Origin of the sequence: Georgenia sp. 311 (genome assembly GCF_006151955.1) — a bacterium.
In the GTDB taxonomy this organism is placed as follows: domain Bacteria; phylum Actinomycetota; class Actinomycetes; order Actinomycetales; family Actinomycetaceae; genus Oceanitalea; species Oceanitalea wutianyii.
This window is the reverse complement of sequence record NZ_VDFS01000038.1, coordinates 104,665-120,832: the sequence shown is the minus strand read 5'-3', so window position 1 is coordinate 120,832 and position 16,168 is coordinate 104,665. Positions and strand designations below refer to the sequence as shown.

Sequence of the window (16,168 nt, the reverse complement as noted above, 5' to 3'; positions counted from 1 at the left end):
ACCACCACCCCGTTCCACGACCTCGACGACTACCTCGACCTGCCCCGCCTCGGCGGCCTCGCCATGTCCCCGGACGGGTCGCGGCTCGTCGTCGGCGTAAGCACGCTGGACGAGGACCGCACCGCCTTCCGGTCGGCGCTGTGGGAGGTGGACCCGGCCGGCGAGCGCCCCGCGCGGCGACTCACCCACGGGTCGACCAGTGAGTCCCAGCCGACCTTCACGGCCGGTGGCGACCTCCTGTTCGTCGCCAAGCGCGGCGACGACGCGAAGCCCGCCGTCTGGTCGCTGCCCGCCGCCGGCGGTGAGGCGTGCCTGTTCGCCGCCCACCCGGGCGGGGTGTCCGCGGTGCGCGCCGCGGCCCGCGCCGACGTCGTCACGGTGACCGCCTCGGCCCTCCTCGCGGCGAGCGACGTCGACGAGGACCACCGGCTGCGCACGGCGCGCAGCGAGCAGAAGGTGAGCGCGATCCTCCACACGGGCTACCCCGTGCGCTACTGGGACCACGACCTCGGCCCGGACCGCCCCCGCCTCTACGCCGCCGAGCCGGCCGGCGACGAGCGCCCCGAGGGTGAGGAGACCCGCGCGCCGCGCGGCACCCACGCCCTTCGCGACCTCACCCCGCACGCCGGCCCCGCGCTCACCGAGACGCACGCCGACCTCGCCGCGGACGGCACCTTCCTCGTGACGACGTGGAACGTGCCCGAGGAGCGCGGCTCCCTGCGCGCGCAGCTGCGCCGCGTCGAGGTCGCCGACGGCGCCACCACCGTCCTCGTCGACGACACCGCCAGCGAGACCGACACCCCGCGCATCAGCCCCGACGGCACGCTCGTCGCCTTCGTCCGCCAGTCGCGCAGCACCGCCGAGCGCGCACCGCGCCGGTGGCTCGAGGTCGTCGACGCCGTGAGCGGGGAGCCTCGCCTGGACACGCGCGCCTGGGACCGCTGGCCGGCCGACATCCGCTGGCTGCCCGACGGCTCGGGGCTGCTCGTCGTCGCCGACGACGACGGCCGCTCACGCCTCTTCCGCGTCGCGCTCGACACCGCGGCCGTCACCCGGCTCACCGACGAGGGTGCGCTCGACGGCGTCGTCGTCGCCCCGAACGGGACGGCGGCGTACGCGCTGCGCTCCTCCTACGGCTACCCGGCCGAGGTCGTGCGCATCGACCTCACCGGCGAGGGCGAGGCCGAGGTCACCGTGCTGCGCGGCCCGGCGGAGCGGCCCGCGCTGCCCGGCACGCTCACCGAGGTCGAGACGACCACCGAGGACGGCGTGCGGGTGCGCGCCTGGCTCGCCCTGCCCGACGGCGCCGGCCCGGAGTCCCCGGCACCGCTGCTCCTGTGGATCCACGGCGGGCCGTTGAGCTCGTGGAACGCGTGGTCCTGGCGGTGGAACCCGTGGCTCATGGTCGCCCGCGGGTACGCCGTCCTCCTGCCCGACCCGGCGCTGTCCACCGGCTACGGGCAGGACTTCGTCCAGCGCGGCTGGGGCGCCTGGGGCGCCGCGCCGTTCACCGACCTCATGGCCATCACCGACGCCGTCGAGCAGCGCCCCGACGTCGACGCCGAGCGCACCGCCGCCATGGGCGGGTCCTTCGGCGGCTACATGGCCAACTGGGTGGCCGGGCACACCGACCGCTTCCGCGCCGTCGTCACGCACGCGAGCCTGTGGGCGCTGGACGCCTTCGGCCCGACCACCGACGCCGCCTGGTACTGGGGCCGGGAGATGTCCCCGGAGATGGCGCTGGCCAACTCCCCGCACCTGCACGTCGAGCAGATCCGCACCCCGATGCTCGTCATCCACGGGGACAAGGACTACCGGGTGCCGATCGGGGAGGGCCTGCGGCTCTGGTACGAGCTGAACTCCCGCTCAGGGCTGCCCGCGGGCGAGGACGGCACGAGCCCGCACCGCTTCCTCTACTTCCCCGACGAGAACCACTGGATCCTCACGCCGCAGAACGCCAAGGTCTGGTACCAGGTCAACCTCGCGTTCCTCGCCGAGCACGTCCTGGGACAGGAGGCCCAGACACTGCCGGAAACTCTCGGCTAGACGACTGCCCGGCGATTCGCTGCGCCGTCGGACGCACCGCGCTACTGTGCGTGCGTTCCGACGGTGCGAGGGGGCACATCATGAGCGAATCGACGAGTGAGCGGGAGAGATCTGTGGTGGCAGCGGCGCCGACCAACAAGACCGGGACGTACCGGACCTTCGACGAGGTGGAGGAGGTCCTCAGCCCGCACGAGCAGCGGCTGGAGAAGCTGCGCCGCACCGTCGGGCTGTTCGTCGGCCCGATCGCGGGGGTGGTGGTCTACCTCCTCACCTCTGGCCTGGACGACCCGGCGCAGAAGCTCGCCGGCATCCTCACGTTCGTCATCGTCTACTGGATCAGCGAGGCGATCCCGATCCCGGTGACGGCGATGCTCGCCCTCGGGCTCGTCGTCATCACGGGTGTCGCGGGCGGGGCGGACGTCTTCGCCCTCTTCGGCAGCCCGACGCTGTTCGTCTTCATCGGCGGCTTCATCATCGCCGAGTCCATGCAGAAGTACGGGCTCGACCGGCGCTTCGCGTTCAGCATCCTCGCGCTGCCCGGGGTCGGGTCCTCGACGACCCGCATCATCATCGCGTTCGGCGCGATCACCGCGCTGCTCAGCGCGTTCGTCTCGAACACCGCGACCGCGGCGATGATGATGCCGATCGCCGCCGGCATCGTCGGGTTCCTCGCCAGCGTCATGGCGCGCAACACGGGCAAGGAGATCGACCCGCGCCGGCTGCGGTTCGCCACCGCGCTCATGCTCATGGTCGCCTACGGCGCCTCGATCGGTGGCCTGCTCACCCCGGTCGGCAGCCCGCCCAACCTCATCGGCCGTGGCCTCATCGAGCAGGCGACCGGCGAGACCATCCCGTTCTTCACCTGGATGCTGCTCGCCTTCCCGATCGTCGCGGTCATGTTCATCGCCCTGTCGATCGTCCTCATCATGCTCAACCGGCCCGAGTTCAAGCGGATCGAGGGCGTGGAGGAGTACGTCCGGACCGAGCGCGCGAAGCTCGGAAAGATGGGGACCGGCGGGCGCAACACGCTCATCGCCTTCGCCGTCGCGGTCACGCTGTGGATCACCCCGGGCGTCGTCGGTCTGTTCACCGGCGGTGAGGGCGAGTTCTACGACCTCGTCGCGGGCCGGCTCAACGAGGGCGTCGTCGCCATCGTCGCCGCCTCCCTGCTCTTCCTCCTCCCGGTCGACTTCACCCACCGCAAGTTCACCGTCACGTGGAACGACGCCGCCCGCATCGACTGGGGCACGATCATCCTCTTCGGCTCGGGCATCGCCCTCGGCGGCCTGCTCGGCTCGACCGGCCTCGCCGAGGCCATGGGCGGGGCCCTGTCCGACATGCTCGGCGTCCAGTCGCTGCTGGGGCTCACGCTGCTCGCCACGATCATCGCCGTCATCATCAGCGAGACGACGTCCAACACCGCGAGCGTCGGCGTCGTCGTCCCGATCGTCATCCCGCTCGCCGACGCCGCCGGGGTCAACCCGCTGATCCCCGCGGTGGCCGCGATCTTCGGTGCCTCCTTCGGCTTCATGCTGCCGGTCTCGACGCCGCCGAACGCCATCGTCTACGGCACGGGCATGGTGCCGATCACGAAGATGGTGCGCTCGGGGATCGTCTTCGACGTCATCGGCATCATCCTCATCGTCGCCGGGGTCATGGGCATGGGCACCCTGCTCGGGCTCGGGACCTGACCGGGACTCGACCGGAACTCACCGGGATCACCGGCAGGTGCGGGAGCCACCTCCGGGCGTATCCTCCGACGGTGGAGACACCCACCGGCGCTGCGGCCGAGCAGGCCCTCGCCTGCCTCGGGACCCTCCTCGAGGGCGCCCACCACGCGACGCCGGACGAGCTGGCCGACGTGGTCGCCCTCGCCGGCCGGCTCCAGGGCTGGGACCTCACCGTGTTCCTCGTGACCTTCGACCAGCGCTCGCTCGTGCCGCTCGGCCCGGTGGGCGACCCGCTGCCGGTGGAGGGCCCGGAGGCGGCCGCGTTCCGCGACCTGCGCCCGGTGGAGGTGGACGGCACCGCGTGGCTGCCGCTCGTCGACGGCTCCGAGCGGGTGGGGACACTGCGGGTGGTGCCGCTGCCCGACTTCGAGGACGCGGCCGACCGGGCGACCGTGCTGCGCTGGGTGGCGATGCTCGTGGGCCACCTCGTCGCGGTGATGACGCCCCACGGCGACGCGCTCAGCCGCGCGCGCGGCGCCCGGGACCGCACGGTCGAGGCCGAGCTGCTGTGGAACCTGCTGCCGCCGCTGACCTTCGCCGCCCACGACGTCGCCGTCGCCGGCCTCCTCGAGCCCAGCGGGCAGGTGGCCGGGGACGCCTTCGACTACGCGGTCGAGGGCTCCACGGTCGACGTCGCGATCTTCGACGGCACCGGTCACGACCTCGGCTCGGGCCTGCTCACCTCGGTCGTGCTGGCGACCTACCGCAACCACCGGCGGCGCGGGGACGACCTCGTGGCCTGCGCGGGCGCCGTCGACCGAGTGCTGTCCACGCACACGGACGGGGCGGGCTACGCCACCGGCGTGCTCCTGCGGCTGGACACGAGCACCGGTGAGCTCCAGTACCTCAACGCCGGGCACCCCCACCCGCTGCTGCTGCGCCACGGCAGCGCACTCGACCCCCTCACCCGCTCGGGCAGGGCGCTGTTCGGGCTCGGTGGCCGGGAGGCGTCCGTCTCCCGGATCCAGCTCGAGCCGGGCGACCAGGTGGTGCTCTACACCGACGGCGTCACCGAGGCGCGCGACGAGCACGGGGAGTTCTTCGGCGTGGACCGCCTGGCCGCCCTCGTCCGCAAGCACGGCGCCGACCAGCGGCCGGCGGCGGAGACGCTGCGGCTCATCGTGCGCGACATCGTCGACCACCAGCACGGGGCGCTCCAGGACGACGCGACGGTCGTGCTGCTCAGCTGGGCGCCGCGCCCCTCGGTCTCCGTGCTGCCCGTCTGAGCCTCAGGACCAGACGAGCCCCATGTCGGGGTTCTCCAGCACCCGGGCGACGTCCGAGAGGACCCGCGCGCCGAGCTCGCCGTCGACGAGCCGGTGGTCGAAGGACAGCGCGAGCTGGGTGACCCACCGCGGCTTGACCTTGTCCTTGTGCACCCAGGGCTGCTTGCGGATCGCGCCGAAGGCGAGGATGGCCGCCTCCCCCGGGTTGATGATCGGGGTGCCGGTGTCGATGCCGAAGACGCCGACGTTGGTGATCGTCACCGTGCCGTCGGTCATGTCCTGCGGGGTGGCGCGGCCCTCCCGGGCGGTCGCGGTGAGCCCGGCGATCGCCGTCGCCAGCTCGTGGAGGTCGAGGCGATGGGCGTCCTTGATGTTCGGCACGACGAGCCCGCGCGGGGTGGCGGCAGCGATCCCGAGGTTGACGTAGTGCTTGTAGACGATCTCCTGGGTGGCCTCGTCCCACGAGGCGTTGATCTGCGGGTGGCGGCGCACCGCGAGGACGAGCGCCTTGGCCGCGAGGAGCAGCGGCGTCACGCGCACGTCGGCGAACGCGCGGTCCTCCTTGAGCCGGGCGACGAGCCGCATCGTGCGGGTGACGTCGACGGTGTGGAAGACGGTGACGTGCGGGGCGGTGAAGGCCGAGTTCACCATCGCCTCGGCGGTGCGGCGGCGCACCGAGCGCACCGGCACGCGGGTCTGCCGCCCGTTGGCCGACACCGTGCCGTCGGCGAGCCACGGCTGGTCGTCGCCGGGGTAGGTGGCGAGCTCCTCGGCCTGCGAGCGCCGGGAGTGCTCCAGGACGTCCTCGCGGGTGACGATCCCGCCCGGACCGGTCGCGGCGATCGCCGTCAGGTCGACGCCGAGGTCCTTGGCGAGCTTGCGGACCGGCGGCTTGGCCAGGACGGCGGGCGAGGTCGAGCTGCGGCCGTTGCCGCCGGTGGCCGCGGCGCGCGCCACGTCGGCAGCGGGCCGGGCCGGGGCCGGGGCAGCTGGAGCGGGCGCCGTCGCGACGGCCGTCGCCGCGCCGTCGGCGGCGAACCGGCGACGCCGGGCCGCCGGCGCCTCCTTGGTCCCGTAGCCGACGAGGACGTCACCGCTCGTCTCCGCCGCGGGGGCGGCGGAGTCGTCGGACGGCGCCCCGCCCGGGTCGACGTCGATGACGACGATCGGGGTCCCGACCGGCACGGTCTGCCCCTCCTGGGCGAGCAGCTCGGTGACGACGCCGGCCCACGGGGCCGGCAGCTCGACGAGCGACTTCGCCGTCTCGATCTCGACGATCGTCTGGTTGACGGTGACGGTGTCACCCACGGCGACCCGCCACTCGGCGATCTCCGCCTCGGTGAGGCCCTCCCCGACGTCCGGGAGCTTGAACTGCTGGTAGCTCGGCAACGGGTCTCCTAGTAGGCGAGTGCGCGGTCGACGGCGTCGAGCACACGGTCGAGACCGGGGAGGTACTCCTCCTCGTGCGCGGACGCGGGGTAGGGGGTGTGGAAGCCGCCGACCCGCAGGACGGGCGCCTGCAGGTGGTAGAAGCACTCCTCGGTGACGCGGGCGGCGACCTCGGCGGCAGGACCGAGGAACGTCGGCGCCTCGTGGGCGACGACGAGCCGTCCGGTGCGGCGCACCGACGCCACGACGGTGGGCACGTCCAGCGGGGAGACCGAGCGCAGGTCGATGACCTCGAGCTCGTGGCCCTCCTGGGCGGCGGCGTCGGCCGCGGCGAGGAGTGTCTTGACGGTGGGGCCGTAGCCGACGAGCGTGGCGTCGCGGCCGGGGCGCACGACGCGCGCGGAGTGCAGGCCCGTGGTCACGCCGCTCTCGCCGAGGTCCACCGGCGCCTCGAGGTCCACCTCGCTGCGGTCCCAGTACCGGGCCTTGGGCTCGAGGAAGAGCACCGGGTCCGGCGAGGCGATCGCCTGCTGGATCATCGTGAAGGCGTCCGCGCTCGTCGCCGGGGAGACGACGCGCAGGCCCGGGGTGTGGGCGAAGAGGCTCTCGGGGGACTCGCTGTGGTGCTCGATCGCCCCGATGCCACCGCCGTAGGGGATGCGGACGACGACCGGCACCCGGACCCGGCCCTGGGAGCGGTAGGCGAGCTTGGCGAGCTGGGTGGTGATCTGGTCGAAGCCGGGGAAGACGAACCCGTCGAACTGGATCTCGCAGACGGGCCGGTACCCGGCCATCGCCAGGCCGATCGCGGTGCCGATGATCCCGGACTCGGCAAGCGGGGTGTCGACGACGCGGTCACGGCCGAACTCGCTCTGCAGCCCGTCGGTCACCCGGAAGACGCCGCCCAGCGCGCCGATGTCCTCACCCATGAGGAGGACCTTCGGGTCGCGGTGCATGGCGGCGCGCAGGCCGGCGTTGACGGCCTTGGCGAGCGGCATGGGTGCGGTGGCGGTCGTCGCGGTCACCGGACCCCCTCCGCGAAGGACGCCTGGTACTCGGTGAACCACGCGCGCTCGGCCTCGACCTGCGGGTGCGCGGCGGCGTAGACGTGGTCGAACATCGTCTCGGCGGGGGGCGGGGTGAGGGCGCGGCAGTACTCGCGGGTGGACTCCCCGAGCTCCTCGGCGGCGGCCTCGACCTCGGCGAGGAACGCCTCGTCCGCGTGGCCCTGCGCGGTGAGGTAGGTCCGCAGGCGGGCGATCGGGTCACGCTCGCGCCAGTAGTCCTCCTCCGCGCTCGTTCGGTAGCGGGTGGGGTCGTCCGACGTCGTGTGGGCGCCCATGCGGTAGGTGTAGGCCTCGATGAAGGTCGGGCCCCCGCCGCTGCGGGCACGCTCGAGGGCCTCGGCGGTGACGGCGTAGCTCGCGAGGACGTCGTTGCCGTCCACCCGCACCGAGGGGATGCCCAGCCCCGGGCCGCGGCGGGCGAGCGGGACGGTGGTCTGTCCGCTCGTCGGCACGGAGATGGCCCACTGGTTGTTCTGGCACACGAAGACCACCGGCGCCTTGGTCACGGCGGCGAAGACCATCGCCTCGTGGACGTCGCCCTGGGAGGTGGCGCCGTCACCGAAGTAGACGACGACGGCGCGGTCACGGTCCGGGTCGCCGGTGCCGACGTCGCCGTCGCGCTGGACGCCCATGGCGTAGCCGGTCGCGTGGAGCGTGTGGGAACCGATGACGAAGGTGTAGAGGTGGAAGTTGTGCGCGGCCGGGTCCCACCCGCCGTGCTCGACCCCGCGGAAGACGCGCAGGAGCCGGCGCATGTCCAGGCCGCGGGTGTGCGCGACCGCGTGCTCGCGGTAGGAGGGGAAGACGAAGTCCCGGGGGCGCAGCGCGCGGCCGGAGCCCACCTGGGCGGCCTCCTGGCCCAGGCTCGGCGGCCACAGGCCGAGCTCGCCCTGGCGCTGGAGCGCGGTCGCCTCGGCGTCGAAGCGGCGGGCCAGGACCATGTCGCGGTACAGCCCGCGGAGCTCGGCGGGACCCAGGTCGGCGACCCAGGCGTCGTAACGACTGTGGTCGAGGCGACGGCCCTCCGGGTCGAGGAGCTGCACGAGCGTGTCGGGATCGACCGTGCTGCTCGTCTGCGGTCGCGGTGTCAGTGTGTCCATGGTGGTGACCACCTCCATCGGTCCTGCCTCCTCGCGCCCGGGGGGTCGGGCCCCGAACCTACGCCAGCGTAGGCTACGGAACCGTAAGTTTCGCTTGTAGGAGACCTACAGAACGACGGCACCCTCGTTGTGCGGGCACGGCCCGGACCCTGCGGGTCCGGACAACCCCCCTCCTCCGGGACGCCCCTTTGCGGCCGCCGCGCGTGCTGCACGGGGTGTCCGAGTGGCGCCACGGGGTGTCCCAGAGGGTTGCTGGGCGCGGCAGTGGGACGAGCCGGCAGGCGAGCCGCGGGCAGCGGGGGCGGGGCGACGAGCCGGGGCTAGAGGGTCGCCGGGCTGAGCTGCTCGATGAAGTGGCCCCAGTCCGCGGCGAGGCGGAGGACGACGTCGTTGCCCTCGATCTCGCCGATGCTCACCCGCACGCCCTCGCCGTCGAAGGCGCGGACGGTCGCGCCGCTCGCGGCGGCCTCCCGGGCGAAGGGCGTCGCCCGGCGCCCGAGGTCGAGCCAGTAGAAGTTCCCGTGCGACTCCGGCACCGTCCACCCCTGCTCGCGCAGCGCGGCCAGCACCCGGGTGCGCTCCTGGACGATGCGCTCGCAGCGCGCGGCGACCTCGTCGGACTCGCGCAGCGCCGCGAGCGCCGCCGCCTGGGCCAGGGCGTTGACCCCGAACGGCGTGGAGGCCGTGCGCAGCCCCCGGATGAGCCGGGGGCGGGCCACGGCGTAGCCCACGCGCAGCCCGGCGAGGCCGTAGGCCTTGGAGAAGGTGCGCAGGAGGAGGACGTTCTTGAACTCGCGGGCCAGCGCCAGCCCGTCGGCCGCGGCGTCGTCACGGACGAACTCGACGTACGCCTCGTCCAGGACGACGAGCACCTGCCGGGGCACGCGGGCGAGGAACTCGCGCATCTCGTCCTCGTGGACGACCGTGCCGGTGGGGTTGTTGGGGCTGCACACGAGGACGACGCGGGTGCGCTCGGTGACGGCGTCGGCCATCGCGGCGAGGTCGTGCCCGCCGTCCTCCCGCAGCGGCACCGGCACGCCGGTGGCGCCCGCGACCTGGATCGCGATGGGGTAGGCCTCGAAGGAGCGCCAGGCGTGGACCACCTCGTCACCGGGACGGCACGCGGCTCGGAGGACCGTCTCGAGCACCGCGACCGACCCGTTGCCGACGACGACGCGCTCGGCGTCCACCCCGACGTGCGCGGCGATCGCCGCCACGAGCCCCGTGGCGTGGATGTCCGGGTACCGGTTGAGGTCCGCGGCCGCGTCGGCGACGGCGCTGAGCACAGCGGCCGACGGCGGGAACGGGTTCTCGTTGGAGGAGAGCTTGTAGGCGGGGCGCCCGGCCGGCGGGCGCTGGCCCGGGACGTAGGCCGGCAGGGAGTCGATCTCCGCGCGGAAGCGGAACGCTGGAGCCATGCGCCCATGATCGCACCCCGCGCGGACCCCTCGTGGGACGATGTCGGCATGCGCTTCCTCGTCCGGCTCGCGGTGAACTCGGTCGCCATCTGGCTCGCCTCCCTCCTGCTCAGCGGGATCTCCCTCAGCGAGCGGACGGGGTGGGGGCAGGTCGGCGTCGTCGTCGTGGTCGGACTCGTCTTCACGCTGGTCAACCTCGTCGTCAAGCCGATCGTGCACCTGTTCGCGCTGCCGCTGACGATCCTCACCCTCGGGCTCTTCAGCCTCGTCATCAACGCCCTCATGCTCCTGCTCACGAGCTGGCTCACGAGGACCACCGAGTTCGGCCTCTTCGTCGACGGCTTCTGGTGGGCGCTGATCGGGAGCGTGATCATCTCGGTGATCAGCTGGGTGCTCAACCTCGTCCTCGCCAACGACTGAGCCGCCCGGCCGCTCATCCACGCTCCACCGTGTAGGCGGTCGCCGTCACCCGCGCCCCCGCGCCGCCGGTGATCTCGGCGAGCCGCTGCGAGGCATGGACCACCGACGGCTCGCCCGCCGCGAGGGCGAGCGCCGCCGTCCGCCCGTACTCGACGACCGAGTGCGACTCCCCGGGCGGCACCTCGAAGCGCACCTCACCGGTGGTCCCGGTGGCGAGCGACCGGCTCACCGTCGTGCGCTCGGGGGACGCGGGGTTCGTCGTGCCGTCCAGCCCGATGAACGGGTCCTCGAGGTGCTCGAGGTGGAGCACCTCCGTCCCGTGCGGGGTGGGCAGGTGCGCCACCGGTGAGCCGGCCGTGACGACGGCACGGATGTCGAACCGGGCCCGCACCACCGGGTCGGCCGCGAGCCGCATCGCCACCAGGCCGCCCTGGCTGAAGCCGACGACGGCCACCGCCTCCCCCGGTGCGATCCCGGCGAGCGTCATCGCGCGGGCGGCGGCGATCTCGACGTCGCTCACCAGCCCGCTGTAGGTCTCGCCGTTGGTGAGGTTGTCCACCGGGTTGCTCCCGCCGGGCACCATCGCCTGCGTGCTCGGCAGCAGGACGGTCCAGGTCCGCCGCCCGTCGGGGTGGTCGGTGCGCCTGACCTCGACCGTCCCCGGCTCCGCGCCGTGGTCCTGGTGGACGGTGCGCAGGCTGTCGACGACGGCCGCCACGTCCCGCGACGGCGCGACCAGCCGGGGCGGGGAGACGGCGATGGTGAGCTCGCGCGTGTGCGCCGGCCCGCGCCCGGTGAGGCGGTGGAAGGTGAGGACGACCGGCACGAGCAGCCGCTGGGCCGCCATGAGCCCGTCCGGGTCGATGCGCCGCCCGTCGTAGGTGAAGGGCCCGCTCAGCAGCGCCCACGGCAGCAGGTACTGACCCTGCTCGCCGAGCTCGCGCACCGCGACGTCGAGCGCGAGACCGTCGGGCGGCAGGTCGTCGTCGCCGTGGGCGAGGTTGACGAGCTCGGCGAGCCCGTCGACGAGCACGCCGGCCGGTCCGCTCGGCTCGAGGCCGGGGATGCGGCCCACGAGGGTGAGCCGGTCGGCGACCGCCCCGACGGCGGCCTGCGGGGAGAGGAGCACGCGCAGGAAGCCCCACCAGGACGGCGCCGCGAGCTGGGTGCGGGCGGCCAGCTCGGCCTCCTCGTAGAGGATGCGGGCGTACCGCACGGACATGAGGAGCGCGAAGGCCTCCTCCCCCAGCCGGCGCACCCCGCGGGCGCCGTGGACGGCCTCGTCCACCGCCGACTCCGCGCTCGCCGCCTCGGCTGGCGCCCACCCGGCGTCCAGTGCGAGGGCGCGCCTCGCCGCGTCCAGCGCCGACTCGAGATAGCCGGCTTCCCGGACGACGCCCTCGAGCAGGACGTCGATCGCCTGCAGCTCCTCGAGGTCCACCCGGGTCGCCCCGACCCCGCCGCGCACGTGGACCGTGGTGCGCAGGCGCCCGTCGCGCGCGACCGCCGCGCCGTCGGCGTCGTGGGCGTGGATCCGTGCCGTCACTGCTCGCCCCACGCGACGGCCACGGCGGCGGACAGCGCGGCCGCCCGCTCCTGGGCCGTCTCGAGCAGCCCGCGCAGGCCGTCGGCGAGGCCGAGCAGGTCGGTGAGCCGGGCGCGGAACTCGTCGGCCGCGGTCGACTGCCAGTCCTCGGGGAAGGCGGCGCGCACGGCGTCCTCGATCTCACCGAGCACCTGCCCTGCCGTCCCGACGGCGACGCACCCGTCCCCGGCACCTCCCCACCCGTCCACGACGACCGGGGTACAGCTCGACCCACTCATCACGCCCTCCTCGGCTCGGTGGCGGTGACGCTAGGTGCCCGCGCCGTCGTGCGGAGCGGGTCGCCCGACCCGCTGGGGACGGGAGGGACGCGGCGGGCGCCTGTTGCGCAGGGCTGGTGGCTTTCGCCTGCAGGGCGGGCGAGAATGCCGTCATGTCGCCCTTCGTCGTCTCCTTCGTGTGCACCGGGAACATCTGCCGTTCCCCGATCGGTGAGGTCGTCCTGCGCGACCTCCTCGAGCGGGAGGGGCTGGCCGACCGGGTGCGCGTCGTCTCGGCCGGCACCGGCGACTGGCACGTCGGCGGGCCGGCGGACCCGCGGGCACTGAGCACCCTGCGCCGCTTCGGCCTCGACGGCGACGCCCACCGCGCCCAGCAGTTCGTCCGCGACAGCTTCAGCGAGGTCGACCTCGTCCTGGCCCTCGACCGCGGCCACGAGGAGATCCTGCGTCGCCTCGCCCCCACGGAGGAGGACCGCGCGAAGGTGCGGCTGCTGCGCAGCTTCGACCCCGCCGCCGTCGCGGCCGGCGCCCTCGAGGTCGACGACCCGTACTTCGGGGAGGACGCCGACTTCGTCACGACCTACGAGGAGGTCCTGCCGGCGTGCGAGGGCGTCGTCGCCCACCTGCGCGAGGAGCTGGCGCTCGCCGGCTGAGCACCGGGCGCACGGCGAGACGGCGCACCGCGCGCCCGGCGGCTCTGGGACACTGGGGGACCATGAGCGAGAACCTGAGCAGCCCGTCCTCCGCGAGCACGGCAGGGGGCGCCGGCGCGGCTCCCGGACGCCACCGCGTCTCCCTCGCCGAGCTGGAGCCGCCCATCGCGCTCGGACCGCTCGACGGCCGCTACCGCTCCGTCGTCGCCCCCCTCGTCGACCACCTCTCCGAGGCGGCGCTCAACCGCGCCCGGCTCGACGTCGAGGTCTCCTGGCTCATCCACCTCACGACGACGGGCGCCCTGCCCGGCGCCCCGACGCTGAGCGACGCCGACGTCGCCTACCTGCGCGGCGTCGTCGACTCCTTCGGCGCGGCGGAGATCGCCGAGCTCGCCGAGATCGAGCGCGAGACCCGGCACGACGTCAAGGCCGTGGAGTACTTCCTCAAGCGGCGCCTGGCCGCCGCCGCGGACGCCGTCGGGCCCGACAGCCCGCTGCCCGCCGTCGGGGAGATCGTCCACATCTTCTGCACGAGCGAGGACGTCAACAACCTCTCCTACGCGGTGACCGTCCGCGACGCCGTCCGCCAGGTGTGGCTGCCCGCCGCCCTCGCCCTCGCCGGGGACCTCGCCGACCTCGCGCGGCAGACCGCCGAGGTGCCGATGCTCTCGCGCACCCACGGCCAGACCGCGACGCCGACGACGCTCGGCAAGGAGCTGGCCGTGCTCGCCGCGCGCCTGCGCCGCCAGCTGCGGCGCGTGTCGACCGCCGAGTTCATGGGCAAGATGAACGGCGCGACCGGGACGTACGGCGCCCACGCCGTGTCCGTGCCGGGCACCGACTGGCAGGCCGTGTCGCGCTCCTTCGTCGAGGGCCTCGGGCTCACCTGGAACCCGCTCACCACCCAGATCGAGCCGCACGACTGGCAGGCCGAGCTCTACGCCGACATCTCCCGGTTCAACCGCGTGCTGCACAACCTGTGCACCGACGTCTGGACCTACATCTCCCTCGGCTACTTCCGCCAGCGGCTGTCCGCGCAGGGCTCGACCGGCTCCTCGACGATGCCGCACAAGGTCAACCCGATCCGGTTCGAGAACGCCGAGGCGAACCTCGAGATCTCCTCCGCGCTGCTCGACACGCTCGGCGCCACCCTCGTCACCTCCCGCCTCCAGCGCGACCTCACCGACTCCACGACGCAGCGCAACATCGGCGTCGCGATCGGGCACTCGCTGCTCGCCCTCGACAACGTCCGCCGCGGCCTGGCCGGCCTCGACGTCGACGCCGACGCGATGCAGCGCGACCTCGACGACTCGTGGGAGGTGCTCGGCGAGGCGGTGCAGTCCGCGATGCGCGCGGCGTCCGTCGCGGGCGCCGAGGGCATGGCCGACCCGTACGAGCGGCTCAAGGAGCTCACCCGCGGCCGGCGCGTGGACGCCGAGGGTATGCGCGCGCTCATCGCCGGCCTCGGGCTGCCGAAGGACGTCGAGGAGCGGCTCCTCACCCTCACCCCCGCGACCTACACCGGCCTCGCCGCCTCCCTCGTCACCCACCTCGACGACTGAGCACCCGCCCCCTCTACCCCCAGCTCCCCCCAGCTCCCCCCCAGCCCGCTCCTCCCCCTCGCCGACAGCCGACTTTTGCGCGACAGCCGACTTTTGCGCGAGAGCCGACTTGCGCGCGACAGCGGACTTTTGCGCGAGAGCCGACTTGCGCACAGTCCGCGCGAGCATGGCAAGGAACTGCGCTGTCGTGTGGAACTCGGCTCTCGTGCGGAACTCCGCTCTCGGCGGGGAGGGGGTGTCGTGTGGAACTCGGCTCTCGCGCGGAACTCCGCTCTCGGCGAGGGAGGGGGTGTCGTGCGGAACTCGGCTCTCGTGCGGAACTCCGCTCTCGGCGGGGAGGGGTGTCGTGCGGAACTCGGCTCTCGTGCGGAACTCCGCTCTCGGCGAGGGGTGAGGGCTGAGGGAGGGGAGGGGGTGTCGTGGGGGACCTTGGTCCGCGGCGAAACGTCCGGATCGCCCGGACGATTACCGGGTGACCACCACCACCGCGCGCACGGGCCTACGGCAGCTCCGCCACACCGACGGCTGGATCTTCGGCACGATGCTCCTGTCGGCCTGCATCAGTCTCCTCGCCTCCTTCGTGCTGGCGATCGACGCCGTCGAGCTGGCGGCGAACCCGAACGCCGCACTGTCGTGCAACATCAGCGCGACGCTGAGCTGCGGGGCGGTGGGCTCGGCGTGGCAGGCGAGCCTCTTCGGCTTCCCCAACGCCTTCCTCGGACTCGTCGCCGAGCCGGTCGTCATCACGATCGCCGTCGCCGGCCTCGGAGGGGTGCGCTTCCCGCGCTGGTTCATGTGCGCCGCGCAGGTGGTCTACACCCTCGGCCTCGTCTTCGCGTACTGGCTCTTCTACCAGTCGATGTTCAACATCGGGGCGCTGTGCCCGTGGTGCCTGCTCGTCACGCTCTCGACGACGCTCGTCTTCGCCACGCTGCTCCACTACAACCTGCGCGAGAACAACCTCTACCTGCGCCCCCGCGCCCACGAGCGGGCGGTGGAGCTCATCCGCGCGGGCTGGGACGGCGTCGTCGTCCTCGGGTGGCTGGGGCTGGTCGTCGTCGCGATCATCCTCAAGTACGGCACGTCGCTGCTCCCGTGACGCGGCCCGCTCGCAGGGATACCCCCTAGGGGTATATCCTGGGCCGGAGCGAAAGGAGCCCGCATGGCCGGGTACAGCGGCACCAAGGAGGACTACGCCCGCCGTCTGCGACGGATCGAGGGCCAGGTCCGCGGCATCGCCCGCATGGTCGACGAGGACGTCTACTGCATCGACGTCCTCACCCAGATCTCCGCGGTGACCAAGGCCCTGCAGGCCGTGGGCATCGGGCTGGTCGAGGAGCACCTCGGCCACTGCGTCGTCGACGCCGCCCGCTCCTCCCACGAGGAGGGCGCCGAGAAGGTCCGCGAGGCGAGCGAGGCGATCGCCCGGCTCGTGCGCTCCTGACCGTCCGCACCCGCGGGCGGCACCACCCCTGAAGGAGAACCCCATGAGCACCGACCCCTCGCCCATCGACCGCACGACCGTGCTGGACGTCGAGGGCATGACCTGCTCCCACTGCGTGTCCGCGGTGACCAAGGAGCTGGAGGACGTCAAGGACGTCTCCACGGTCAGCGTCCTGCTGCGCAACGGCGGGACCTCGGAGGTCACCGTCGTGTCCGACGCCGTCCTGGACCAGGACGCGCTGCGCGCCGCCGTCGACGAGGCGGGCTACACGGTCACCGCCATCCACGTC

General features: G+C 73.4%; 15 protein-coding genes. 9 read left to right on the top strand and 6 right to left on the bottom strand.

All coding sequences use genetic code 11. The features are described 5' to 3' along the window. Positions 1-63 precede the first annotated feature (63 nt). From FHE66_RS07425 to FHE66_RS07415, 3 genes are all read left to right on the top strand, one after another. Positions 64-2,046 (top strand): prolyl oligopeptidase family serine peptidase, encoded by a 1,983-nt coding sequence (locus FHE66_RS07425; RefSeq protein ID WP_139072435.1) that lies wholly within the window; start codon positions 64-66, stop codon positions 2,044-2,046. 80 nt (positions 2,047-2,126) lie between these two features. Further along, positions 2,127-3,737 (top strand): DASS family sodium-coupled anion symporter, encoded by a 1,611-nt coding sequence (locus tag FHE66_RS07420; protein ID WP_139072320.1) that lies wholly within the window; start codon positions 2,127-2,129, stop codon positions 3,735-3,737. A gap of 71 nt (positions 3,738-3,808) precedes the next feature. Next, a complete protein-coding gene (locus FHE66_RS07415) occupies positions 3,809-5,002 on the top strand; it encodes a PP2C family protein-serine/threonine phosphatase (protein ID WP_139072319.1) in 1,194 nt (397 codons plus the stop codon). Between the two features lie 3 nt (positions 5,003-5,005). Here FHE66_RS07415 and FHE66_RS07410 read toward each other — a convergent pair whose 3' ends face one another. From FHE66_RS07410 to hisC, 4 genes are all read right to left on the bottom strand, one after another. Next, positions 5,006-6,391 (bottom strand): dihydrolipoamide acetyltransferase family protein, encoded by a 1,386-nt coding sequence (locus FHE66_RS07410; RefSeq protein WP_139072318.1) that lies wholly within the window; start codon positions 6,389-6,391, stop codon positions 5,006-5,008. An 8-nt stretch (positions 6,392-6,399) separates the two neighbouring features. Then, entirely contained in the window at positions 6,400-7,389 is a 990-nt protein-coding gene (locus FHE66_RS07405; protein ID WP_139072434.1) for an alpha-ketoacid dehydrogenase subunit beta, read from the bottom strand. 23 nt (positions 7,390-7,412) lie between these two features. Then, a complete protein-coding gene (gene pdhA, locus FHE66_RS07400; protein ID WP_139072317.1) occupies positions 7,413-8,558 on the bottom strand; it encodes a pyruvate dehydrogenase (acetyl-transferring) E1 component subunit alpha in 1,146 nt (381 codons plus the stop codon). 320 nt (positions 8,559-8,878) lie between these two features. After that, complete coding sequence (hisC, locus tag FHE66_RS07395; protein WP_139072316.1) at positions 8,879-9,976, bottom strand: histidinol-phosphate transaminase; 1,098 nt, start codon at positions 9,974-9,976, stop codon at positions 8,879-8,881. Positions 9,977-9,982: 6 nt separating this feature from the next. Between hisC and FHE66_RS07390 the strand changes: the two genes are divergently transcribed. Beyond that, positions 9,983-10,396 (top strand): phage holin family protein, encoded by a 414-nt coding sequence (locus FHE66_RS07390; protein ID WP_230976461.1) that lies wholly within the window; start codon positions 9,983-9,985, stop codon positions 10,394-10,396. Positions 10,397-10,409: 13 nt separating this feature from the next. On the opposite strand, the gene FHE66_RS07385 is transcribed toward FHE66_RS07390, so the two are convergent. Together FHE66_RS07385 and FHE66_RS07380 are read right to left on the bottom strand one after the other, a co-directional pair. After that, the gene (locus tag FHE66_RS07385) at positions 10,410-11,942 is read right to left on the bottom strand and encodes a hypothetical protein (protein ID WP_139072315.1); all 1,533 of its coding nucleotides are present in this window, start codon (positions 11,940-11,942) and stop codon (positions 10,410-10,412) included. Continuing rightward, positions 11,939-12,220 (bottom strand): hypothetical protein, encoded by a 282-nt coding sequence (locus FHE66_RS07380; RefSeq protein ID WP_139072314.1) that lies wholly within the window; start codon positions 12,218-12,220, stop codon positions 11,939-11,941. Before FHE66_RS07380 ends, FHE66_RS07385 begins: the two co-directional genes overlap by 4 nt. Positions 12,221-12,372: 152 nt before the next feature. On the opposite strand from FHE66_RS07380, the gene FHE66_RS07375 reads away from it, so the two are divergent. The 5 genes from FHE66_RS07375 to FHE66_RS07355 form a co-directional block, all read left to right on the top strand. Next, a complete protein-coding gene (locus FHE66_RS07375) occupies positions 12,373-12,873 on the top strand; it encodes a low molecular weight protein-tyrosine-phosphatase (RefSeq protein ID WP_139072313.1) in 501 nt (166 codons plus the stop codon). A 62-nt stretch (positions 12,874-12,935) separates the two neighbouring features. Then, positions 12,936-14,435: an adenylosuccinate lyase gene (purB, locus tag FHE66_RS07370; protein WP_139072312.1), complete on the top strand. Its 1,500-nt coding sequence runs from the start codon at positions 12,936-12,938 to the stop codon at positions 14,433-14,435. Between the two features lie 472 nt (positions 14,436-14,907). Further along, the gene (locus tag FHE66_RS07365) at positions 14,908-15,534 is read left to right on the top strand and encodes a vitamin K epoxide reductase family protein (RefSeq protein ID WP_230976462.1); all 627 of its coding nucleotides are present in this window, start codon (positions 14,908-14,910) and stop codon (positions 15,532-15,534) included. Between the two features lie 63 nt (positions 15,535-15,597). Next, entirely contained in the window at positions 15,598-15,879 is a 282-nt protein-coding gene (locus tag FHE66_RS07360) for a metal-sensitive transcriptional regulator (protein ID WP_139072311.1), read from the top strand. Positions 15,880-15,922: 43 nt separating this feature from the next. Further along, a partial coding sequence (locus tag FHE66_RS07355; RefSeq protein WP_139072431.1) for a heavy-metal-associated domain-containing protein occupies positions 15,923-16,168 on the top strand: 246 nt, incomplete at its 3' end.

What these genes read in the sequence shown, in the direction of transcription:
- FHE66_RS07425 (WP_139072435.1), top strand. Translation starts at nt 64, where the DNA reads ATGTCCCCGGACGGGTCGCGGCTCGTCGTCGGCGTAAGCACGCTGGAC.
- FHE66_RS07420 (WP_139072320.1), top strand. Translation starts at nt 2,127, where the DNA reads ATGAGCGAATCGACGAGTGAGCGGGAGAGATCTGTGGTGGCAGCGGCG.
- FHE66_RS07405 (WP_139072434.1), bottom strand. Translation starts at nt 7,389, where the DNA reads ATGCCGCTCGCCAAGGCCGTCAACGCCGGCCTGCGCGCCGCCATGCAC.
- pdhA (WP_139072317.1), bottom strand. Translation starts at nt 8,558, where the DNA reads ATGGACACACTGACACCGCGACCGCAGACGAGCAGCACGGTCGATCCC.
- hisC (WP_139072316.1), bottom strand. Translation starts at nt 9,976, where the DNA reads ATGGCTCCAGCGTTCCGCTTCCGCGCGGAGATCGACTCCCTGCCGGCC.
- FHE66_RS07390 (WP_230976461.1), top strand. Translation starts at nt 9,983, where the DNA reads ATGATCGCACCCCGCGCGGACCCCTCGTGGGACGATGTCGGCATGCGC.
- FHE66_RS07380 (WP_139072314.1), bottom strand. Translation starts at nt 12,220, where the DNA reads ATGAGTGGGTCGAGCTGTACCCCGGTCGTCGTGGACGGGTGGGGAGGT.
- FHE66_RS07375 (WP_139072313.1), top strand. Translation starts at nt 12,373, where the DNA reads ATGTCGCCCTTCGTCGTCTCCTTCGTGTGCACCGGGAACATCTGCCGT.
- purB (WP_139072312.1), top strand. Translation starts at nt 12,936, where the DNA reads ATGAGCGAGAACCTGAGCAGCCCGTCCTCCGCGAGCACGGCAGGGGGC.
- FHE66_RS07360 (WP_139072311.1), top strand. Translation starts at nt 15,598, where the DNA reads ATGGCCGGGTACAGCGGCACCAAGGAGGACTACGCCCGCCGTCTGCGA.